This is a genomic window from Winogradskyella sp. ABM4_392, from assembly GCF_056160445.1.
The window spans coordinates 103,533-125,840 of the sequence record NZ_JBSWXE010000006.1; the positions used below are offsets into that span (position 1 = coordinate 103,533).

The 22,308-nt window shown below is 34.5% G+C and carries 23 protein-coding genes; 15 read left to right on the forward strand and 8 right to left on the reverse strand.

The genetic code is table 11. The annotated features are described in order from the left end of the window. Positions 1 to 9 precede the first annotated feature (9 nt). Positions 10 to 1,080: a branched-chain amino acid aminotransferase gene (locus ACXAFS_RS12945; protein WP_475307446.1), complete on the reverse strand. Its 1,071-nt coding sequence runs from the start codon at positions 1,078 to 1,080 to the stop codon at positions 10 to 12. 119 nt (positions 1,081 to 1,199) lie between these two features. Between ACXAFS_RS12945 and ACXAFS_RS12950 the strand changes: the two genes are divergently transcribed. The 4 genes from ACXAFS_RS12950 to ACXAFS_RS12965 all read left to right on the forward strand — a co-directional run bounded on the left by ACXAFS_RS12950 (position 1,200) and on the right by ACXAFS_RS12965 (position 3,981). Continuing rightward, complete coding sequence (locus ACXAFS_RS12950; protein ID WP_475307448.1) at positions 1,200 to 1,703, forward strand: DUF4920 domain-containing protein; 504 nt, start codon at positions 1,200 to 1,202, stop codon at positions 1,701 to 1,703. Continuing rightward, positions 1,681 to 2,136 carry a hypothetical protein gene (locus ACXAFS_RS12955; RefSeq protein ID WP_475307449.1) on the forward strand — a complete coding sequence of 152 codons (456 nt, stop codon included), beginning with the start codon at positions 1,681 to 1,683 and terminating at the stop codon, positions 2,134 to 2,136. Before ACXAFS_RS12950 ends, ACXAFS_RS12955 begins: the two co-directional genes overlap by 23 nt. Then, complete coding sequence (gene mnmC2 / locus ACXAFS_RS12960) at positions 2,137 to 2,844, forward strand: tRNA (5-methylaminomethyl-2-thiouridine)(34)-methyltransferase MnmC2 (protein WP_475307450.1); 708 nt, start codon at positions 2,137 to 2,139, stop codon at positions 2,842 to 2,844. A gap of 231 nt (positions 2,845 to 3,075) precedes the next feature. Beyond that, positions 3,076 to 3,981, forward strand: a complete 906-nt coding sequence (locus tag ACXAFS_RS12965) for a TIGR01777 family oxidoreductase (protein ID WP_475307451.1) — start codon at positions 3,076 to 3,078, stop codon at positions 3,979 to 3,981. 57 nt (positions 3,982 to 4,038) lie between these two features. On the opposite strand, the gene ACXAFS_RS12970 is transcribed toward ACXAFS_RS12965, so the two are convergent. The 6 genes from ACXAFS_RS12970 to ACXAFS_RS12995 form a co-directional block, all read right to left on the reverse strand. Beyond that, entirely contained in the window at positions 4,039 to 4,428 is a 390-nt protein-coding gene (locus ACXAFS_RS12970) for a hypothetical protein (protein WP_475307453.1), read from the reverse strand. Beyond that, positions 4,421 to 4,885, reverse strand: a complete 465-nt coding sequence (locus tag ACXAFS_RS12975; protein ID WP_475307454.1) for a DUF6896 domain-containing protein — start codon at positions 4,883 to 4,885, stop codon at positions 4,421 to 4,423. The genes ACXAFS_RS12970 and ACXAFS_RS12975 overlap by 8 nt, the downstream gene beginning before the upstream one ends. A 177-nt stretch (positions 4,886 to 5,062) precedes the next feature. After that, the gene (locus ACXAFS_RS12980) at positions 5,063 to 5,497 is read right to left on the reverse strand and encodes a TIGR02391 family protein (protein ID WP_475307455.1); all 435 of its coding nucleotides are present in this window, start codon (positions 5,495 to 5,497) and stop codon (positions 5,063 to 5,065) included. Position 5,498: 1 nt separating this feature from the next. Further along, positions 5,499 to 6,323, reverse strand: a complete 825-nt coding sequence (locus ACXAFS_RS12985; RefSeq protein WP_475307457.1) for a S1 family peptidase — start codon at positions 6,321 to 6,323, stop codon at positions 5,499 to 5,501. Between the two features lie 158 nt (positions 6,324 to 6,481). After that, entirely contained in the window at positions 6,482 to 7,258 is a 777-nt protein-coding gene (locus ACXAFS_RS12990) for an anti-sigma factor (protein ID WP_475307458.1), read from the reverse strand. Next, the gene (locus ACXAFS_RS12995; RefSeq protein ID WP_475307460.1) at positions 7,258 to 7,812 is read right to left on the reverse strand and encodes an RNA polymerase sigma factor; all 555 of its coding nucleotides are present in this window, start codon (positions 7,810 to 7,812) and stop codon (positions 7,258 to 7,260) included. The genes ACXAFS_RS12990 and ACXAFS_RS12995 overlap by 1 nt, the downstream gene beginning before the upstream one ends. Before the next feature lie 126 nt (positions 7,813 to 7,938). On the opposite strand from ACXAFS_RS12995, the gene ACXAFS_RS13000 reads away from it, so the two are divergent. After that, positions 7,939 to 8,448: a fasciclin domain-containing protein gene (locus ACXAFS_RS13000; protein ID WP_475307461.1), complete on the forward strand. Its 510-nt coding sequence runs from the start codon at positions 7,939 to 7,941 to the stop codon at positions 8,446 to 8,448. A gap of 286 nt (positions 8,449 to 8,734) precedes the next feature. On the opposite strand, the gene ACXAFS_RS13005 is transcribed toward ACXAFS_RS13000, so the two are convergent. After that, positions 8,735 to 9,388 (reverse strand): YceI family protein, encoded by a 654-nt coding sequence (locus ACXAFS_RS13005; RefSeq protein ID WP_475307462.1) that lies wholly within the window; start codon positions 9,386 to 9,388, stop codon positions 8,735 to 8,737. A 171-nt stretch (positions 9,389 to 9,559) separates the two neighbouring features. On the opposite strand from ACXAFS_RS13005, the gene ACXAFS_RS13010 reads away from it, so the two are divergent. The 10 genes from ACXAFS_RS13010 (at position 9,560) to ACXAFS_RS13055 (ending at position 22,308) form a co-directional block, all read left to right on the forward strand. Next, positions 9,560 to 10,108 carry a nucleotide exchange factor GrpE gene (locus ACXAFS_RS13010; protein WP_475307464.1) on the forward strand — a complete coding sequence of 183 codons (549 nt, stop codon included), beginning with the start codon at positions 9,560 to 9,562 and terminating at the stop codon, positions 10,106 to 10,108. Positions 10,109 to 10,206: 98 nt separating this feature from the next. Next, positions 10,207 to 11,322, forward strand: a complete 1,116-nt coding sequence (gene dnaJ, locus ACXAFS_RS13015) for a molecular chaperone DnaJ (RefSeq protein ID WP_475307466.1) — start codon at positions 10,207 to 10,209, stop codon at positions 11,320 to 11,322. A 234-nt stretch (positions 11,323 to 11,556) separates the two neighbouring features. Continuing rightward, entirely contained in the window at positions 11,557 to 12,483 is a 927-nt protein-coding gene (locus ACXAFS_RS13020; RefSeq protein WP_138433764.1) for an ABC transporter ATP-binding protein, read from the forward strand. Positions 12,484 to 12,485: 2 nt separating this feature from the next. Continuing rightward, on the forward strand, positions 12,486 to 13,799 hold the full coding sequence (locus ACXAFS_RS13025) for an ABC transporter permease (protein WP_475307467.1): 1,314 nt from the start codon (positions 12,486 to 12,488) through the stop codon (positions 13,797 to 13,799). Between the two features lie 4 nt (positions 13,800 to 13,803). Continuing rightward, entirely contained in the window at positions 13,804 to 14,682 is an 879-nt protein-coding gene (locus tag ACXAFS_RS13030) for a mechanosensitive ion channel family protein (protein WP_475307468.1), read from the forward strand. 36 nt (positions 14,683 to 14,718) lie between these two features. Next, positions 14,719 to 15,579 carry a DUF6268 family outer membrane beta-barrel protein gene (locus ACXAFS_RS13035; protein WP_475307470.1) on the forward strand — a complete coding sequence of 287 codons (861 nt, stop codon included), beginning with the start codon at positions 14,719 to 14,721 and terminating at the stop codon, positions 15,577 to 15,579. Positions 15,580 to 15,581: 2 nt separating this feature from the next. After that, the gene (locus ACXAFS_RS13040) at positions 15,582 to 16,745 is read left to right on the forward strand and encodes a sigma-54-dependent transcriptional regulator (RefSeq protein ID WP_475307471.1); all 1,164 of its coding nucleotides are present in this window, start codon (positions 15,582 to 15,584) and stop codon (positions 16,743 to 16,745) included. Positions 16,746 to 16,843: 98 nt separating this feature from the next. Further along, entirely contained in the window at positions 16,844 to 19,876 is a 3,033-nt protein-coding gene (locus ACXAFS_RS13045; protein WP_475307472.1) for a T9SS type A sorting domain-containing protein, read from the forward strand. Between the two features lie 139 nt (positions 19,877 to 20,015). Beyond that, positions 20,016 to 20,894: a PPK2 family polyphosphate kinase gene (locus ACXAFS_RS13050; protein ID WP_475307474.1), complete on the forward strand. Its 879-nt coding sequence runs from the start codon at positions 20,016 to 20,018 to the stop codon at positions 20,892 to 20,894. Next, positions 20,887 to 22,308 (forward strand): M20/M25/M40 family metallo-hydrolase, encoded by a 1,422-nt coding sequence (locus ACXAFS_RS13055; protein ID WP_475307475.1) that lies wholly within the window; start codon positions 20,887 to 20,889, stop codon positions 22,306 to 22,308. Before ACXAFS_RS13050 ends, ACXAFS_RS13055 begins: the two co-directional genes overlap by 8 nt.

Below are 22,308 nucleotides of genomic sequence, written 5' to 3' on the forward strand. Positions count from 1 at the left end.
CTTTTTTAATTATTTTACTTCGTGTCTCCAACCATGTTTATCTTCCGATAGGTTATGTTGAATACTTGTAAGTGTCTTTTTAAATAGTGAAGCATAAGAGTTGTCTAACTGCGGAATTTCGAAAACATCATCAGCATGCTCAAATGCTGAAACTGGACTAATTACTGCTGCAGTACCAGCACCAAATATTTCTTTTAGACTTCCATCTATAGCAGCTTCTTTAATTTCCTTAACGCTTACAGGTCTTACTTCGCACGTTATGCCTAAATCCTCAGCAAGCTGTATTACACTTTTTCGTGTTACACCATCCAGAATTCTATCGCTTGTTGGTGCTGTAATCAATTTATCACCAACTCTAAAGAATATATTCATCGTACCAGCTTCTTCCAGATATTCGTGCGTAGAAGCATCAGTCCATATAATTTGATCAAATCCTTTTTTCTGGGCCAATCCAGTTGGGTAGAACTGAGCAGCATAGTTACCAGCTGCTTTTGCAAATCCTACACCACCATCTGCAGATCTACTAAATTTTTCAGCAAATAAAACACGAACAGGTTTATTGTAGTAAGCCTTTGCTGGCGAACAAATAATCATAAAACGATACGTTGCTGCTGGTGAAGCAGATATAGCTGGCTCAGTAGCAATAACAAAAGGTCTAATATATAATGAGTTGCCTAGTCCTGGTTTTATCCAGTCGCTTTCCATTTTCAATAAGGTCTCTAAACCATTAAAGAAGTAATTTTCAGGAAATGCTGGTATAGCAAGTCTAGAAGCAGATTTATTTATTCTTTGAAAATTTTGCTCGGGTCTAAACAAAAATATTTTGCCATCCTCATCTTTATAGGCTTTCATACCTTCAAATACTGCTTGTCCATAATGAAACACACGCGCAGAAGGTTCTATTGTCATTGGTTGGTAAGGCATAATCTTTGGAGTTTGCCATTTACCATCTTCAAAATCGCATACAAACATATGGTCTGTAAATACACGCCCAAATGTTAAGTTGTCAAAATCAACAGTGTTGATTTTAGAATTTTCTGACTTTACTACAACGATTTCGTTAGGGTTAGTTTCTACCATTAAAGAGGTGTTTTAAATTTGTGCAAAAGTACAAAATCATTGTGGTTAATAAAAGGTAATATTATCTTAAAATTCGTAATTTTGTAGTTCTATTATAAACAATACTAAACAAATCAATAATGAAAAAAATAGTTGTAATCTTAGCAATGAGCTTAGCCATCGTGTCTTGTAAAAACGAAAAAGAAGTCACTGAAAACAAGGTAGAAGATATAAAAGAAGAGATTGCTTATGCCGCTTTCGGAATGGAAATTAATGATGCAGATGCATTATCGTCAGATCGTATGATGGAACATTACAAAGGCTTAAAAGCAGGTGATACCATCAATGCTAAAATGACAGGAAAAATCAACGAAGTATGCTCTAAAAAAGGCTGTTGGATGACTTTAGATATGGGTAACGACAAGGAAGTTATGGTGCGTTTTAAAGATTACGGTTTCTTTATGCCTTTAAATGCTGAGGGTGAAGTAGTCGTAAACGGAAAAGCCTTTGTTGAAGAAACTTCAGTAGACGAATTAAGACACTATGCAGAAGATGCAGGCAAATCTGCAGAAGAGATTGCTGCAATAACTGAGCCTAAATTCGAATACAAGTTCTTAGCTGATGGAGTTCTCCTTAAACAATAAGATTCTTGCTTTTGCAGTAGTATTATTCTTATGCTTTAATTGTAAGAATGAAACTGAGCCAAAACCTACTGATAAAAAGGAAAAGCCAGAGTTAATCATGCATCAACCATCTGAGATGGCAAATCTTATGAATGGTATGTATGCCTATAATTTGCAAATAAAACAGCAGATTATCAATGGTGAAACACCTGTGTCTATGCCTTTAGATCTTATGAAACTGCATTCCGCAGAAATGAGTAATGGTCATGGAAGAACAGCAGTTTGGAATAGTAAGGTAGATGGTTTTATAACCGCTCAGCAAATGGTTGTAGATACTTTATCTAATATTGAATTAAAGGAGCGTTACAATACAGCCATTAATAATTGTTTGGCTTGTCATAAAACCGAATGTACAGGACCAATACCGAAGATTAGAAAACTTTTAATTCAGTAATTGAAGCGAAAAATAATCACCACATCAGATGGTTCTAAAACCATTCAGATAGAAGATTGGAATGAACAATACCATTCCATTCATGGTGCTATTCAAGAAGCAAACCATGTGTTTATAAAACATGGTTTGCTTTTTTATTTTCAATCATGTCACCCTGAACTAGATTCAGGATCTCACCCAATCAACATTCTAGAAATAGGCTTTGGTACAGGACTCAATGCCTTTCTTACCTTTTTAAAAGCTGAAGAACTTCAGCAATCCATAAACTATGTTGGAGTAGAAGCCTATCCTGTAAAAACTGAAGAAATTCAACAACTAAATTATGTCGAATTAATTTCTAAACAGCATAATGTTGAATTCGAGAAAATGCATACGATTCCTTGGGAAGAGCAGCACGTTATAAGTCCAAATTTCAAGCTCGAAAAGCAAGAAAAATTCTTTAAAGACATCACTGACCAAAATAGATTTGATATTATCTATTTTGATGCGTTTGGCGCACGTGTACAGCCAGAACTTTGGACAGAAGACATCTTCAAGATTATGTATAGAGCATTAAAAGACAATGGTATTTTGGTTACCTATTCGGCAAAAGGAAGTGTGCGACGTGCCATGCAAGCTGTTGGTTTTATAGTTGAGCGGCTTCCTGGTCCACCTGGTAAGAGGGAAATGCTTCGTGCAACGAAGCATTCAGCGAACGCAGAGAGCTAAATGGAACTCTATGTCACTTCGAGTGATTCCGAAGCTTAAGCAATCGTATCGAGAAGCTTTATGAGTTGAAAAGGTTCTCGATACAAATTTTATCTGCTCTCGCATCTAAAATTCACTCGAACAGACAATGAGCACACCAAACGTTAAATCCAAATTAAAGTCTCGTTGAAGCCCTAAAGCATGTCGTATCTTTGCTAAGAACAAAAAAAGCTAAAGAAAAAGAAATAAGCAATGACAGTTTTAATAACAGGAGCAACAGGATTAATTGGGCAGGAGATTGTAAAACTATGTCATGCACAAGAGATAACTGTCCATTATTTAACCACTTCAAAATCTAAATTAAGTGCCGAAGCCAATTACAAAGGTTTCTATTGGAATCCTAATACCAACGAGATAGACCACAACTGTTTTAAAGGTGTATCTGCAATCATCAATTTGGTAGGAGCGAGTATCTCAAAGCGTTGGACAGACAGCTATAAAAAAGAAATCCTAGAAAGCCGTACTAAAACAGCGCAGCTATTACAAGATACAATAAAAGCACATAATTGCCAGATAGCGCATGTGGTTTCTGCGAGTGCTATAGGTATTTATCCAACAAGTTTAACCAACTACTATGAGGAAGATACAACACAAGTGTCTGACACGTTTTTAGGAGACGTAGTAGAGCAGTGGGAAGCTGCTGTAGATGGTTTTAAAACCTTAGGTTGTAAAGTAGCCAAGGTGCGTATAGGTTTGGTGTTAGCTAAAGATGGAGGTGCTTTACCAGAAATTGTAAAACCTATTAAGTTTGGTGCTGGTGCCGCTTTTGGCGATGGCAAGCAATGGCAAAGTTGGATACACGTGCAAGACCTTGCCAGTATTTTTATGCACGTTTTGCAATACCAACTAGAAGGCATTTACAATGGTGTAGCTCCAAATGCTGTGACCAATAAAGAGCTTACTAAAATAGCGGCAAGCGTATTGCAACGTCCTTTAATATTGCCAAATATCCCAAAATTTGCAATGAAATTGGCACTTGGTGAAATGCATATTCTCTTATTTGAAAGCCAACGCGTGAGCTCACAAAAAATAGAAAACAAAGGGTTTAATTTTACGTATGCTAATCTAAGACCAGCTTTGGAGGATTTGTTGGTGTGATTTAGAAAGTAGGCGAGAAAAAGCAATTACTTTTAGCCATTGTTGTGCGTTCGTTTTTTATTCTTTATTAAACATATTTTCATACTCTTTTACGTGATGAGGAAATTCCTCTTCGTAAAATGGATATGGAATTCCGAATATTGATATTTCATATTCTTCATTATCCATTCCTGTTATTTGATTTCCAATTCCTTTAATTTCGATTCCATTGTCTCTTGTGATTTTTAATTCAGGAATACTCATTGTAGAAATCATTTTGTCTTCTGGATAATCAGAGGCGAGTTCGATTTGTTTATTCAAACAGTATTCTTTGAGGAATTCGTAAGGCGATTCAATTCCGTTAAATTCAATCAGTCCAAATACAACTCCCATAGGTGCATCAGCTTTTTCTAATTCAGTTGTTCCTATTAGAAGTTCATTTAGTAGTATGTTGTATATTTTATTCAACTACTTTTTTGATTTTACCAGTTACATATAGTTTTTCTACAACCAACTTTAATTTCTGCCAATCCAATTCTGCAACTTCACTTTTGTATTTATCAACTGATTGCATATAAGACAGAAGAAACCAAGAATCTATATGTCCAAATTCAGGCGGATTACTTAAAACAACTTCCACTTGTTTTTGATGTTTTTTATTGTAGAATCCACATTCTCCTCCGTGAAAACTATAATTCCATCTTTTCGAAAGTTCTCCTCTTCTTGGTATATTTTTATTGCTTCTAGATATCAATTTTTCATAGTCTTCTTTAACCTCTATATTTAAACCATATTTTTCTCCAAGTTTAAACATAAGTTCCTTTCCCTCTTGACGATAATCAATTATGGCTTCTTGAAAAATGTCAATATTGATATCATTGCTTTCTTCTTTTCTGAGAAGATTATGAATCCATTTTTTAATCATTGATTACTGTTCAATTTCGGTTCTAGTAAATGACGCACAACGGTCTCGGCTATGAGTTGTTGCGTGTGTTAGTACTAAACTCTGCAAGTATACACCAAGTTGAAAATCCGCGAGGATTTTCAGAAGTAGGCGAGAACAAGCAATTACTTATAGCCATTGTTGGCTGTAGTTTTTTATTTATTCCATTTGTATTTGTATACCTGCCTCTTCAAGTTTAATAAATAGTAAACTTGATAATTGAAGTAGGTGCCTTGTTTTTGTTTCATCCGGAATCATATTTTCGTGAGCTTTTGGGTTTCTAATTGCACTCATAGCTCCAACAAAAATATTCATATATCCATCTTGTATGTTTCTTCTCGATTCTGTTGTTAAATCAGGTACGAATAATATCCTCGCATCTCTATTAAGTGTTCCGTTATTGTATTGAAAACCAAATGCTTGTCTCATTAAGTTTATTCCATCATATTCAGTCCCAGTTAAGTTTAATATTTCTGCCTTGACTATAGAGTTTATTTCTCTTAATGTCATAGAAATAGCATCTGCATAAAATTTATTAATAAATCTTTCTTCTGCCAATTGTCTCACTTTAGGATGTAATTCGTCCCAATTCATTTTAGTTATTCTGTTTATCTATTAGGTCAAATGCGGCTTGAATAGGAACACACACTGTGTATCCTGAATTAGTCAGTTCGGTATTAGTTATATGTTCACGACTACTATGCCAATGCGTGACGAATGGAATATATTTAGAAACAATTCCAATAATTCTATAATAATCATCTTCTCCGTATTCGACTATTGGTCCGCCACTATTTCCAAAATATGTTGGACAATCAATTATGAATGTGTTTTTATTTTTATGTACTCCAGCTATTATCCCTTTTCTCAATAAAGGTTTGCTACTATCAAAGTCTTCATTCCGTCTCATACCGAGAGAAGTTGGATAACCCATTAAAAAAACGTCATTACCTATTCTTATTTCGTCAATTCCTCTGGTCGCTTCTTTGTCAAGAGAAACAAGCCTAAGATTTTCAGGTAAAGATATTTCTGTTAAATAATCTTCTCCAATTAAAACTGTGGGTCTTTTGTGTTTGGTTTTATCTGTCTTCAAAGGGGTTTCTTTGTCATATAGTTTTTTAAATTCTCCAAGTCTAATTATAGCAACGTCATTAATCTTGTCGTATTTGCAAAATGCTTTTTCTAAATCAATTTCTAAAATTAAAGGTTCATCAATATTGTTCTTATTTTGGCAAGTAATTATTAAGCTTTTAGCTCTTATATCGTAGTTTTCCGTAAACAGAACGTGTCTCGCAGTAACAAGATAATTATGGTTCTTATATTTTGTTCTGAAGCCAGAACCATATGATTTTCCTCCATCTAAACTTAAAAGTACAGAATAAAAGAGGTTGTCTTGAGGAAGAACATTTCTTGTTTGCATATGCTTTCTTAAATTATAGCCAACTAGTTTTAACTAAGCAAAATATTACTTTATCCCAGCACTTAAGCAGAATAAAACCAATACTAGCCTAATTCAAAGCATTAAAATTAAAAAATACAATAAAACAAACTATACGTAACCCTACGTATTTTTTCAGGCTAGTTGAGGTAAACGTTAGTCACCAATTGAGATACAGTTGGGTGGTCGTTACCACCAGCAGGTTCAATGGTAATGTTTAGAGATTCGGCATGGTCTATATAGCTCATTGCCATAAGATTTTGGTCTTTGGTAATGACTCCCATATTTATCATTTCGCCTTCTACGTCTGCCCACATTTGGTAGTCGTGCTCAGCGTCGAGATCTGGTAATCGCTCGGTATTAATCACCACAGATTTGGTGCTATGGTTTACATAACTTACCACTTTGCCATCTGGCATTAAGGTATTGCCTTTTAAGACATATTGCTCAGTATCAGGATGTGCTATGGTACTAAATAGTGCAATTTCCTCATCTATTTGTTTGTTGAGGTTGTTGAGTTTATCGTTTAACTCGGTTTTTTCGGTTTCAACCGTTTGTAGTTGTTGTTTTACGTCGCTCAACTCGTTATACATCCAAAAGTTAGCAAGCATTAATAATGCTGTTATGCTGGCTGCAATACCTAAGTAATACTTAAGATTGGTGTTATTCCTATTGTTTTTGGTGTCTTTGGCTTCTCTAATATCTTGTATTAATTGGTATTTAATGCCTTTTGGTGGCTCAATAGCATTTTCTAAACCAAGCGTTTCAAAATCTTTTTCAATAGCATCAAACTGCGCTTTTAGTTCGGTATCAGTTGCTAAGACTTGCTCAATCTGTTCGCATTCTTGTGCGTTGAGTTCACCAAGCAGGTATTGCTCTAATAGTCCGTTATCTAATATCGTTTTCTTATCCATCATCACAGCGCATTTAGTATTAGTAAAAGTACACTCAGGGTTTTGGTATAGGCTTTTCGCAATTGCTTTAAAGCTTGGCGCACATAAGATTTAAACGTGCCAAGAGGCACATCCATCTGCTGGTGTCCTTCCTTATGTGTTAAGCCTTTAAAATATACCAGTTCTATAGCTTCCTTATGGTGTTCTTCTAACGTGGTTATGGCACCATTAAGTTCTAAATACTTAGCGTCTATACTAATAGCTTCTTCTTTATTATCATATACACTAAAATCATCCGTTTGGATGAGAGGTTCTACTTTTCTGAGAAAATTTAACGTTTTGTTCCTTGCAATTCTAAATACCCAAGTATAAAAACGGCCTTTGCTGGCATCGTAGCTTTCGGCTTTATCCCAAACGGTCATAAAGGTGTCTTGGAGTAAATTTTGGGCTTTGCCTTCGTCGCGTACCATTTTTATAATCACACTGTAAATGGCACCAGCATATTTGTCGTAGAGTAACGATAACGCACGCTCATCCTTGTCTTTGAGTTGTTGAATAAGAAAGTTATCGTTTTGCATTAATGTTAAAGATTTCCCAAAAATAAAGGCTTGCTCATCCATTAGCATCAAGCCTGTGTAAATATAAATGAAAGCACTTCAAAAACGAAATAAGTGCAATAGTTTAACCAAAATTTTAAAAAAATCATGAAAAAGTTAGTATTTGTTTTAACGACAATTGTAGCCTTAACATTCTCACAAAAGACTGTGGCACAAGAAACCATTGTAGACGCAGCAGTAGGCAATGAGAATTTTTCAACTTTAGTTACAGCTTTACAAGCAGCAGAATTAGTTGAAGCCTTACAAGGTGATGGTCCTTTTACTGTATTTGCGCCAACCAACGATGCTTTTGCAAAAATCGACAAAGAAACTTTAGGCAACTTATTAAAGCCAGAAAACAAAGAGACCTTAACTAAGATTTTAACTTATCACGTAGTGCCAGGAAAATTAATGGCTAGCGATGTTGTAGCTGCTTTAAAGAAAGGCAAAGGATCAGTAGAGGTAAAGACTTTAGCAGGTGAGATCTTAACTGTAATGCAAAAAGATGGAAAAATCTGGTTGAAAGACCAAAATGGTAATTATAGTGAGATTACTGCGACAGATGTAAAAGGTAGCAATGGTGTAATACACGTCATTGATACTGTAGTAATGCCGTAATATGGTTTTAGTGTTAATAGTTAGCGCATTACTACAACGTTATTAATCATTGTTTTGGTTGATGATGGTTGATTAATAGCGAGGCAATTTTAGAGATAAGATTGCTATGGAGAAGAAAAGCACTTACGGAAACGTAAGTGCTTTTTGTTATTTGTTGATTTGTCACTTCGAGTGATTGCGAAGGATGAGCAATTGTATCGAGAAGTCTCGCATGTGAAAATAGTTCTCGATACAAATTTTATCTGCTATCGCATCTAAAATCCACTCGAACTGACGTCTCTATATGTTAAGCTTTCATAGCTATAAGATAAATACTTAACTCTATATCGTCATTGATAAACTTATCACCTAAATCATCAAAAAACGATTTAGAACCATACTTTACATTCCATTTAGAACGGTCAATAGTAAATGTTTCACTTTTTAGGGTCATTGTGTCACCATCAATAGATGTTTTCACTGGGAAACTAATGTTGTTTGTTTCACCCTTCATTGTTAAGTTACCAGAAAGCATGGTTTTACCATCTTTAGTTCCTAAGCCAGTAATTTCAAATGTTGCCTTAGGGAAACCTTCTGCATCAAAAAAATCTGGTCCAGATAAGTGCCCTTGTAATTTAGCATTACCTTCATCATCAGCAGGAATATCCGTTACAGCTATGGTTTTCATGTCAATAGCGAAGCTTCCACTTTCTATTTTTCCATCGTTTACTGCAACAGTTCCATCCATAATGCTAATAGTTCCTGTATGTGATCCTGTTGGTTTAAAACCTTTCCAGTTAATAGTTGAATTGTCGGTGTCTGCCTTGTAAGTTACAGCAGTAGCTTCTGCTACAGCAGCATCTTCAGCGGCTTTTGTTTCTGCTTCTTCAGCTTTGTCTTTACAACTAGAGAAGGCTACAAATGCTACTAAAGCGGTAATTTTTAAAAACGTTGTTTTCATGTTAGTGTTTTTTTAAAATATGTTTGTTGAAAAGCAAAGTTAAGGATATAGGAGCTGCTAGTATTATAAAAAAATGTTAATGACATTTTGACATTATTATAATAATGGCAGTACTTTTGCAACCCTAAATCGTAGATTTAAAATTCAGATTCAAAATAAAACAAACTCAAAATGAGTAAAAAAGATAAAAATAAAGAGGTTGAAGAGCCACAAGTAGACGATACTGCAACAGCAACTGCAGAACAAGAGCAAAAAGAAGAAAAAACTGCTGAAGAACAATTACAAGACCAGTTGGCAGCAGAGAAAGATAAATTTATGCGTTTGTTTGCTGAGTTCGAAAACTATAAGAAAAGAACCAATAAAGAGCGTATAGAGTTATTTAAGACTGCCAGCGAAGGTGTAATGTTAGCTATGTTGCCAGTTTTAGATGATTTTGAACGTGCCTTAATGCATATTGAAGAAGATAAAGAAGCCGAAGAATTACGCAAAGGTGTGCTTTTGATTTACAACAAATTATTAAACACATTAGAGCAAAAAGGCTTATCTAAAATTGAAGTTAACAAAGGCGATACCTTCAATGCAGATGATCATGAAGCGGTAACCCAAATACCAGCTCCAAGTGATGATTTAAAAGGTAAAATCATTGATGTTGTAGAGCGTGGCTATAAACTTGGTGATAAAGTTATTCGTTTCCCAAAAGTGGTTATCGGACAGGCTTAGCAGATAGAGTATTAACGATTCGTCAGTTCGAGTGATTTTGAGGGACGAAAAATTGTATCGAGAACAATAAAAGATACCCAATTTTTTGGGCAATAAACATGAAAGAAGATTATTACGACATACTAGGAGTAAGTAAAGGTGCTTCGGACTCAGAGATAAAAAAAGCCTATCGTAAGATGGCTTTAAAGTATCATCCAGATAAAAATCCAGATGATAAGGAGGCTGAGGAAAAATTTAAGAAAGCAGCTGAAGCTTATGAGGTTTTAAGTAATCCAGACAAAAAAGCACGTTACGACCAATTTGGTCATCAAGCCTTTGAAGGCGGAGGTGGCTTTGGCGGAGGTGGCATGAATATGGATGACATCTTTAGTCAGTTTGGAGATATTTTTGGAGGTGCCTTTGGTGGAGGTGGTTTTAGTGGCTTCGGTGGAGGCGGAAGACAACGTGTAGTAAAGGGAAGCAACCTTAGAATACGTGTTAAATTATCTCTGGAAGAAGTAGCCAATGGTGTTGAGAAAAAGATAAAAGTAAAACGCAAGAAGCAAGCACCAGGTACTACCTATAAAACATGTACAACCTGTAATGGAGCTGGTCAGGTAACCAGAGTTACGAATACTATTTTAGGTAGAATGCAAACGGCCACAACTTGCCAAACATGTGGTGGTGCTGGGCAGATTATAGACAAGAAACCTTCTGATGCAGATGCACAAGGTTTAAAGGTATCTGAAGAAACTGTTTCTGTAAAAATACCTGCAGGTGTTGTAGATGGTATGCAGCTTAAAGTTACCGGAAAAGGTAATGATGCACCAGGAAACGGAATTGCTGGTGATCTTTTGGTTGTAATTTCAGAAGAAGAGCACCCAACATTAAAACGAGAAGGTGACAACTTACACTACGACATGTATGTAAGTTTACCAGATGCGGTTTTAGGTACTTCTAAAGAAATAGATACTGTAACAGGTAAAGTAAGAATTAAGATTGAAGCAGGCGTACAATCTGGAAAAATCTTAAGACTAAGGGGAAAAGGTATACCAAGTATTAATGGATATGGTAAAGGAGATTTACTGGTTCATGTAAATGTTTGGACACCAAAGACTTTGAACAAAAAACAGAAAGAATTTTTCGAAAACATGAGAGATGACGAGCATTTTGAGCCTAAACCAGAAAGCTCTGACAAATCTTTTTTTGAAAAGGTTAAGGATATGTTTTCGTAAAACCTTAAATGTTAAATAAAAAATACTATCTTTGAATTATCGCTAATGCTAATTAGCGGTAATTTTTCTTTTTCATAGCAATTTTTTCCCATCCTTATCTAACCATAAGGGTGGGTTTTGTTTTTTAGACCATTAAGTAGTATAATCTAACTTGATTAATAATTAAAAATCCTTATTAGTGTTGTAACATTTAATATATTTACACACTAACCGTTGTATAAAACCGCAATTCATATGAACGATTTGTTAGTTGCTGATTCCGTATCTAAAAGTTTCGGAGATTTTAGAGCACTAAATGAAGTTTCCATTGCTGTTCCTAAAGGCAGTATTTTTGGATTACTTGGCCCTAATGGTGCTGGTAAAACCACTTTAATTCGTATTATCAATCAAATAACAATGCCAGATCAAGGTACGGTTCAGCTAGATGGACAACCTTTAAAACCTGAGCATATTAGAGATATTGGTTACTTGCCAGAAGAGCGTGGTTTATATAAATCCATGAAAGTTGGAGAGCAAGCTTTATACTTGGCGCAGTTAAAAGGAATGTCTAAAACCGAAGCCAGAACCCGATTAAAATATTGGTTCGATAAGTTAGAGATTGGAGATTGGTGGAACAAAAAAATTCAAGAATTAAGTAAGGGTCAAGCACAAAAAATTCAGTTTGTAGTTACGGTTTTACACCGACCAAAACTTTTAATTTTTGATGAGCCTTTTTCAGGGTTTGACCCTATAAATGCCAACCTAATAAAAGATGAAATCCTTCAGCTAAGAGACGAAGGAGCAACTGTTATATTTTCAACACATCGTATGGAATCTGTCGAGGAACTTTGTGACCATATTGCATTGATTCACAAGTCGAATAAAATTTTAGATGGTAAGCTCAACGATATTAAACGTCAGTTTAAAACAAATACCTTCGAAGTCGGTTTGCAATCTAACAATAGTGAAGCGGTTATCGCAGACATAAAAAATAAGTTTGAAGTCTTGCCAGCAACCTTCAAGAATTTGAATGATGATATAAAGCTCAATGTTAAGATTGATGCGTCAACGTCATCAAACGATTTATTATCATTTTTAGCTTCAAAAGCAGAAGTGCATCACTTTGTAGAAGTGATACCAACAGCGAATGATATTTTTATTCAAACTGTAAAAAACAACTAAGAATGAATCATTTACCACTTATTATAAAACGCGAATACCTTACCAAGGTAAAGAATAAGTCCTTTATTATAATGACTTTTTTAAGTCCGTTAATTATGATTGCGCTTATTGCTGTGGTGGCTTATTTATCACAATTAAATAATGATAAAAAGCGTACTATTTCAGTATTGGATGAATCAGGTTTTTTAAAGGATGTTTTTCAGAACATAGAGAATACAACTTACAATAATCTCGATGACTTTAGTTTAGAAGAAGCTATAAAACTTGTAAAAGAAACCAATAATTATGGCTTGCTTCATGTGGAAAAAGTAGATTCTTTAAATGAGGTTTCTAAGCATATTAAGTTTTACTCAGAAGAGACGCCTTCGTTAACTATTATTTCTAGTATTGAGAGCAGAATAGAAAAACATTTGCGCGATAAAAAACTTCAAAAAGATGGTGTGTCTCTTGCTCAAATAGAAGCTGCTAAAACCAAAGTAGACATTGCACAAGAAAGTTTTGATGGTCAAAAAAGTTCTAAACTAGATAATATCATAAAACTGGCATTTGGTGGTATTGCAGGTTATTTGTTATTTATGTTTATCATAATCTATGGTAACATGATTATGCGCAGTGTAATTGAAGAAAAAACCAGTAGAATTATTGAAGTGATTATTTCTTCGGTAAAACCTATACAGTTAATGATGGGTAAAATAATAGGGACATCATTAGCTGGTGTAACTCAATTTGCCATTTGGGTAATTTTAGGTGGCGTGTTAATGGTTGTGGTTTCAGCAATCTTTGGAATAGATTTAGCCCAAGCTTCCGCACCACAACAAGAGTTAATGAACCAAGCTATGCAAGCAGAAGGTGCTCAAGCCATAGCAGAAAATCTTATAAATAGCATTAACAATTTGCCAATATTAAATCTGGTAATTGCTTTCGTCTTCTTTTTTATTGGAGGTTATTTGCTTTACAGTTCGCTTTACGCAGCTATTGGTGCAGCTGTAGATAACGAAACAGATACGCAACAGTTTATGTTACCAATTTTAATGCCTCTGATTTTAGCGGTATATGTTGGTGTATTTACGGTTATTGAAGATCCGCATGGTACTGTATCTACTGTATTCTCATTTATTCCATTAACGTCTCCAGTGGTAATGTTAATGCGTATTCCGTTTGGTGTACCTCTTTGGCAACAAGGTTTGTCATTGTTACTTCTAATAGGTACATTTATATTTGCGGTTTGGTTTGCTGCTAAGATTTACCGAGTTGGTATTTTAATGTATGGTAAAAAACCAACCTATAAGGAACTTTTTAAATGGTTGAAGTATTAAGTACATGACACAAGGACTTAGTGAAATAGAGGAAAAAATAACTGAAAGCTCAGCATGGGAAAGTGTTAAGAAGTTTCTAAGTCTGCACATAGACTTTACGGATCAAATAAGTATTTCAATTTTTGATATGCTTATTGTTATCACAGCTATTGTTATCACAACAGTTGTTTTAAAAATATTCTTAAGGATTATCACAAGAAACTTACCAGAAGCTGATAAAGGAAAATTTAATGTGGTATATGGCTACTTTAGGTGGTTAATCTACATTATAATTTTGCTTATAACATTACACTCGGTTGGTGTAAATGTTACCGCAGTATTTGCAGCATCGGCAGCACTTTTGATAGGTGTTGGTTTGGCATTACAAACCCTTTTTCAGGATATCATCTCTGGTGTTTTTATACTTATAGACCAATCGGTACATGTTGGTGATATTATAGAGTTAGAAGGTAAAGTAGGTAGAGTAGAAGAGATAAAATTACGAACTACCAGAGCTGTAACCATAGATAACAAAGTATTGGTAATTCCCAACCATCTGTATTTAACCAATTCGTTATATAATTGGACTCAAAATGGTACGCTAACCAGAGAAAGCGTAGATGTAGGTGTGGCTTACGGTAGTGACGTACAGTTGGTAAAAAAGTTATTATTACAAACGGCAAGTACTCATCCAGATGTCATAGCGATACCAGAACCAATAGTTCTATTTAGAGACTTTGGTGATAGTGCTCTTAATTTTAGATTAGTTTTTACGTTAAATGATAGTTTTAAAGCGTCTTTCCCTAAGAGTGATATTCGCTTTGAGATTGATAGACTTTTTAGAGAAAATAATATTACTATTCCGTTCCCACAACGTGATGTTCACATTATAGAGAAGAAATAAGTTTATATGATTATACAATTTAAGAAATGTCATATAATGTTTACTCTTGTAGTAATGTGTTGTTTATATACTGCAAATGCGCAACTCACAGATTTAGCACGTTTAGAGTATTCCTTTATACCTAAAGGAAATTCTGAAGATCAATACACCAGATTAAGAGCTTTGTTTAATTATCCTATTGAAACGAGTAAGGATTGTTATTTGGTTTTAGGAGCAGAATATAATAGAGTTATACTCAATTTAGAAGATAGTTATCCTTTTGATAAATCACTCTTAGAAACAATAAATATTATTGATGTTAATATTGGTTACACCTTTAAATCTAGTACTAAATGGCGTTTAGGATTAAAGTTTAACCCAAGAATAGCCTCAACTTTAACAGAAAGGTTAACCTCTGATGATTTTTTTCTTAACGGAGGGGTTTTCGCAATAAACGACAGGACAAAAGACGAAAATGCTAAAAAACCCTATCGTTTGGTTTTGGGTCTTACTTTTAATGCAACAACAGGATTGCCTATTCCATTACCGTTTATAAGTTATTACAGACGTGTTAATGAAAATTGGTCTTTTAATGCTGGAGTACCAAAATCTAATGTTAAGTATTTTTTCAACGAAAAAAATATGCTTCAAACTTTTGTATCCTTAGATGGATATTTTGCACATTTACAACGTCCACAAGTAGTTAATGGCAAACAAGTAGATAATATATCATTATCTTTAGTTGTTGGAGGACTTGGGTATGAATATTGCTTTACAAAACACATAGTAGCATATATGTATACAGGTTACACATTCAGGTTAAATAATGCCCTACGAAATGAAAATAGAGGTGAGGTATTTAAATTGAATGATGTGAATACATTTTATTTAAGAACAGGATTAAAATTTAAAATATAGATATGTCTAAAATATTAATAATCGAAGATGAGGCTGCAATTCGCAGAGTATTGGTGAAAATTCTTTCTGAGGAAAGTGATACCTATCAGGTTGAAGAAGCTGAAGATGGATTGGCAGGTATTGAAAAAATAAAGAAAGACGATTATGATTTGGTATTGTGCGATATAAAAATGCCAAAAATGGATGGTGTTGAAGTGCTTGAAGCTGTTAAAAAGATGAAACCAGAAATACCAATGGTAATGATTTCTGGTCATGGAGATTTAGATACAGCTGTAAATACAATGCGTCTTGGTGCCTTTGATTATATCTCAAAACCACCAGATTTAAATCGATTATTAAATACCGTTCGCATAGCTTTAGATCGAAAAGAACTTGTTGTAGAGAATAAGCGACTTAAGAAAAAAGTAAGCAAAAACTACGAGATGATAGGTGAGAGTGATGCTATCGCTCGCATTAAAGACATGATAGATAAAGTAGCTCCTACAGATGCCCGAGTTTTGGTTACAGGACCAAACGGAACTGGTAAGGAATTGGTAGCACATTGGTTGCATCAAAAGAGCGAACGCTCTAAAGGACCAATGATTGAAGTAAACTGTGCAGCTATACCAAGTGAGCTTATAGAGAGTGAATTATTTGGTCATGTAAAAGGTGCTTTTACTTCAGCAAATAAAGATAGAGCTGGTAAATTTGAAGCAGCCAATGGAGGCACCATTTTCCTAGATGAAATCGGTGATATGAGTCTTTCTGCGCAAGCTAAAGTACTACGTGCTTTACAAGAAAGTAGAATTCAACGTGTAGGTAGTGATAAGGATATTAAGGTTAATGTAAGAGTCGTTGCCGCAACAAATAAAGATTTAAAGAAAGAAATCTCGGATGGTAAGTTTAGAGAGGATTTGTACCACAGACTAGCAGTGATTTTAATTGAAGTACCAGCGTTAAACGATAGACGAGAAGATATTCCTTTATTAGTAAATTACTTCTCTAATAAAATTTCTGAGGAACAAGGTAACGCTAAAAAGTCTTTTTCTGATAAAGCCATTAAATTGCTCCAAAATTATGACTGGACAGGAAACATACGTGAGTTAAGAAATGTTGTGGAGCGTTTAATAATTTTAGGTGGAAAAGAAGTAAGCGAAGCAGATGTAAAAGCTTTTGCTTCAAAATAGGCTGTTAAAAAAATTACTTTTGTGACTTTGTAGGGTTTTTCGTGTCTTAAGCTTGAAAGAAAATTTTAAAGACTTAAGAACAAATCCCCTTAAATGCTATGAAAGTAAAACCCTTATTACTTGGCATACTATTTTTTAGTTGCTATTTCAATGTATTTTCACAATCTCCTGGTGGCGCACCAAATACTACAATCTGGTATAAAGCAGATGCAGGTGTTACGCAAACAGGAGCAAGCGTAGAAACTGTTATTGATCAATCTGGTAATGGTAGTAATTTATCACAATCCAATACCATAAGAAGACCAATAAACAGTAATTTAATGAACTTTAATCCTACCTTCACATTTGATGGTACGAGTGATAGATTACCTATACAGAACAAGAATTATACAAGTTCAGATAACTTAAATCAAGTTTATGTTTGGACGGTTTATGCGACTTCATATTCAAATAACTCACAATCTACAAGTTCTTTCGATACAACAAATTGGGCTTTTTTAGATTTTGATAGAAGTGAATGGTTTAATACTTCAGTTGGTGGTGATGGTAGATTAGGATTTTATTACCACCCTTCTGGTTCTGCTATTGTGGATATTAAAGCCACAACATTTACAAATAATGGCCAACCTCATATTGGTGGATTTGTATTTAATCTCAACGAAGTAAACGAAACAACTATTAGATTAAATGGTTCAGTTGAGGTTAATGATGATTTTACAAACACTGCTTTAGGAAGCAATAATACACGATATGGTTATGTTGGTGATGGTTCTGAAGCTTCTAGTTTTGATTCAAGAGCAAATAATAGATACTATTCAGGAGATATTTCAGAAATTATATATTTTGAGAACACAGTTCTTGCTCTTTCTAAAATTGAAAGTATTGAATCTTATTTAGCCTTCAAGTATGGCGTTACTTTAAATCAATCAACGCCTACAAACTATTATGCTAGTGATTGGAACGGTACATCTGGTACAGTAATTTGGAGTGCGGTTGATAATACATCTTTCGAAAATGATATAGCAGGTATTGGTCTAGATAATGAATCAGCACTAGATCAGCGTGTTTCAAAATCTCAAAATACAGACGCTTTAGTAACTTTTGCTTTAGATAATGATTTTGTTTCTGCAAATAATGCAACTGGTAGAACAACAACTCATGCTTCAGATTTGTCATTTATGACTTGGGCTAACAATGATGGAGCTATTGAGTGGTCAAACTCTGGATCAACAGTTTGTGAAAATCAAATTTTGAGTAGAGTTTGGAAAATTGATGAAACAGGAACAGTAAGAAATGTTCATATTTCTATTCCAGATGATAGTAGTACAGCTTTGACTAAACTGCCAGCAGATAACGGTAGTGTATATTTGGTTACCAAAGAAGGTGATGCAGATTTTACAATTGGAGCCGCAGTTACTGAGTTAACATTAAATGGTACTAATTGGGAATTACCAGCAGGATTTGATTTCACAGATGGCATGTATTTTACATTCGAAACATTAAGACCAACAAAAACTGCTGTTGGTACAGATTGGGCAACAGGAACAGACTGGTCTCCAGAAGGCGTTCCAACGAATTCAGACAATGTTATAATTCCGCTGGGTGTAGATATGATTGTAAGTGGAGTAACAGCAGAAGCAAATAACATTTCTGTTGAGCCAGGTGCAAGTTTAATTGTAAATACTGCAGCTACCGTTGAAACTAGTTGTGGATTATTTTTAAACTCTAATTCAACAAGCTATTCTAGTTTAATTTTAGACGGTTTAGTTACAGGAGATGTTGTTTATAAAAGGCATGTAAATATTGCTGCAGGAGCAGGCAATTCTACCACAGCCAATGATTTGGTAAGTGCACCATTAAATGGGCAGACTTTTGGCGATTTTAGAGCTGAGAATTCTAATATCTTGTCAGGAACTATTGGTGGAAATCCGGCTTTTTTATTCGGACCTTTTGATAGCAGTTCTGAGGTTTATGTTAATTATGGACTATCAGACGATGTGTCAACTTTAGATGCAGGTGTTGGCTATAGAACAGGGTCTACAGATAATGGTACATATACTTTTGAAGGTACAGTTGAAAAAGGTATAGTAACTTCACCATTAGTAACTGGAGGAGATATAGTATGGAATCTTATAGGTAACCCTTATCCGTCATATCTTAATGTACAAGAGTTTTTAAATGACACAAATAATCAGCAAGTTATAAATAGTGGAGATACATTTGGTATATATGGTTACGATGGTGCGGCACTAGACGGATGGACAATTTATAATCTAGCAAATACAACAACAACAACAGCTATAACACCAGGTCAAGGATTTTTTATCGCTACTGAACCAGGTGTGTCAGGTAATATTACGTTTACACCATCTATGAGACGCGTTGATCGTACAGATGACTTTATTGTAGGAAGAAACGTTTCAACTTCAGAGTTCACTTTTATTAAACTAAAAGCAGCATCTACAACGAGCTCATACAAAACCGAATTCTATTTTAATGATAATGCTACAAGAGGTTTAGATGTTGGATATGACTCAAAATTATGGAATGGTATTATACCAGACTTTGCTTTGTATTCTCAATTAGTTGAAGACAATAACAATAATCCTATGGCAATTCAGTCATTTAGTAATTCAGATTTTCATGATTTAACTATTCCACTTGGTGTAAATGCTCAACAAGGAGACATTTTAACTTTTAGTATTGAAGAAATGAATTTACCAGATGGTACTAAGGTGTATTTGCAGGATGTATTAAATAACACTACGACAGAATTGAATACTATGGATTATGTGATTAATCCGATTTCAGACATAGAAGGTACAGGGCGTTTTTATTTGAATATTTCAAATACAACTTTATCTAATACCGAAAATTCAATTGAGAAGTTAGAGCTGTTTAATAACCCTAAATCTCAAACATTAATCTTAAAAGGATTGCTGAACTTTGATGCTCAGTTAACACTTTATGATGTTCAGGGAAGATTGGTAGAAATAAAAGATTTAAAAACTAATGTTTACTCACAAATCATTGAGTTTAATAATTTAAATTCTGGTATTTATATTGCTAAAATTGATGGAAATAATTCATCAATAACGCAAAAAGTGATCTTCTCTACCAATGGTTTTTAGCATTTGATCTTTTAATGATATATAAAAACACCTGTTAAAGATTTTTGGCAGGTGTTTTCTTTTTTAAAGTTCTTAGTTAATTAGACTTGTAATTTACAATCTATAAAATCTTCATTATATTAGAAGTTTAAATAAAAGTATGAAGAAAATTAACATAGACGATTTTAGAATTTCTTCTAAAGTCAGCATCCACGAGTTACCTACCAAGTTTAATCTAGAGGCAAATAAAAAAGATATAAAAGAAGCGATGCGAGCCGTTAGTAAAGACCTTGCGGAAATACAAAATGCAATGTATGCACACGGCAAATATTCGGTTTTATTTTGTATTCAAGGTATGGATACGGCAGGTAAAGACAGTTTGATTCGTGAGGTATTTAAGGAGTTTAATGTTAGAGGAATTGTGGCTCACAGTTTTAAGAAGCCAACAGAATTAGAACTAAAACACGATTATCTTTGGAGACACTACATTGCTCTGCCAGCTAGAGGTAAATTTGGAATTTTTAACCGTACGCATTATGAAAATGTATTGGTTACCAGAGTACATCCCAATTATTTAAAGTACGAAAACATGCCTGAGATTAATAGTGTGAAAGATGTAAATGATGCCTTCTGGACAAGACGATTTGAAGAAATCAATAATTTTGAAAAACATATATCAGATAACGGAACAATCATATTCAAATTCTTTTTAAATCTTTCTAAAGAAGAACAAAAAAATAGATTATTAAGACGTCTCAACAGAGTAGATAAACAATGGAAGTTTTCGGCAGATGATCTCAAAGAGCGTAAGCTTTGGGATAAATATCAAGCCTGTTATGAGGATGTGTTAAACCGCAGTTCTAAACCTCATGCTCCATGGTTTAATATTCCGGCTGACGATAAACCAACGGCAAGGTATATAGTAGCAAAGATTTTATATGATACATTAAAAACTTACACCGATATTAAAGAACCAGAATTACCAGAAAAAGAGAAAGCAAATATTGGTCTATATAAGCAAGAATTAGAAAATGAATAGAATTCTAAATATTCAATTAAAGATCATTGTAGTAGGTCTTATGTTAAGTTCGTTTTGCGTTTCTGCACAATCAGACGAAGCAGCATTAAAAACCATTTACAAAACCTCACTAACCAATGGAAAAAGTTATGAATGGCTAGATTATTTGTCTAATACTATTGGTGGTCGTTTATCTGGTTCAACAAATGCAGAACTTGCAGTACAATACACAAAAAACGAGCTAGAAAAACTTGGCTTAGATGAAGTGTGGCTGCAACCTGTAATGGTGCCAAAATGGGTGAGAGGAGAAAAAGAAATGGCTTATTTTACTTCTAATGGTAAATTAAACAAGGTTAATATTTGCGCATTAGGTGGTTCTATAGCAACACCTGAAAAAGGTCTAAAAGCAAAGGTTATAGAAGTTAGTAGCTTTAAAGACTTGGAGAGCTTAGGTGAAGAAAAGGTTAAAGGTAAAATTGTATTTATTAATAGAGCTCTTCAGCCAGATTTAATCAATACGTTTGAGGCCTATGGAGGCTGTTCTGTGGAACGTTACCGAGGCGCAGCTGAAGCCTCAAAATATGGTGCTGTTGGTACGATTGTACGTTCATTGAGTTCTAGACAAGACGATTATCCACATACTGGTAGTATGAGTTATGGAGATTTGCCAGTAGAAAAAAGAATACCATCTGCAGCAATAAGCACCAATGATGCTGTAAAGCTGAGTGAAGCTTTAAAAGAGAATAAAGACTTAGAATTTTTCTTCGAAATGAGTTGTCAGCAGTTTGATGATGTAGAGTCTTATAATGTTATTGGAGAAATTACAGGAAGCGAATTTCCTAACGAATATATCGTCGTTGGTGGTCATTTAGATTCTTGGGACTTAGGTGATGGAGCACACGATGATGGTGCAGGAGTCGTACAATCTATGGATGTATTACGTTTGTTGAAAGAAAGCGGCATTAAACCAAAGCGAAGTATTAGAGTTGTGCTTTTTATGAATGAAGAAAACGGACTGCGAGGTGGACGCAAATATGCAGAAGTCGCAAAAGCAAAGGGTGAGAAGCATGTCTTTGCGTTAGAAAGTGATGCAGGTGGTTTTACACCTAGAGGTTTTAGTTTTGATGGCAATGAGTTAATGCTAAAGAAAATTGATGCTTGGAGGCCTCTATTTAAACCGTATTTAATCCATTATTTTGAAAAAGGATATAGTGGAGCAGACATTAGTCCATTAAAGAATGATGGTATTTTGTTAGCTGGTTTACGACCAGACTCTCAGCGTTATTTTGATCATCATCATGCTGCCAATGATACCTTTGAGCATGTCAACAAACGCGAATTAGAACTAGGTGCCGCAACTATGACAGCTTTGGTATATCTGGTAGATAAATATGGTGTGGAGACTTCTTTAAAAGTCAAAGATATTAAGGATTAA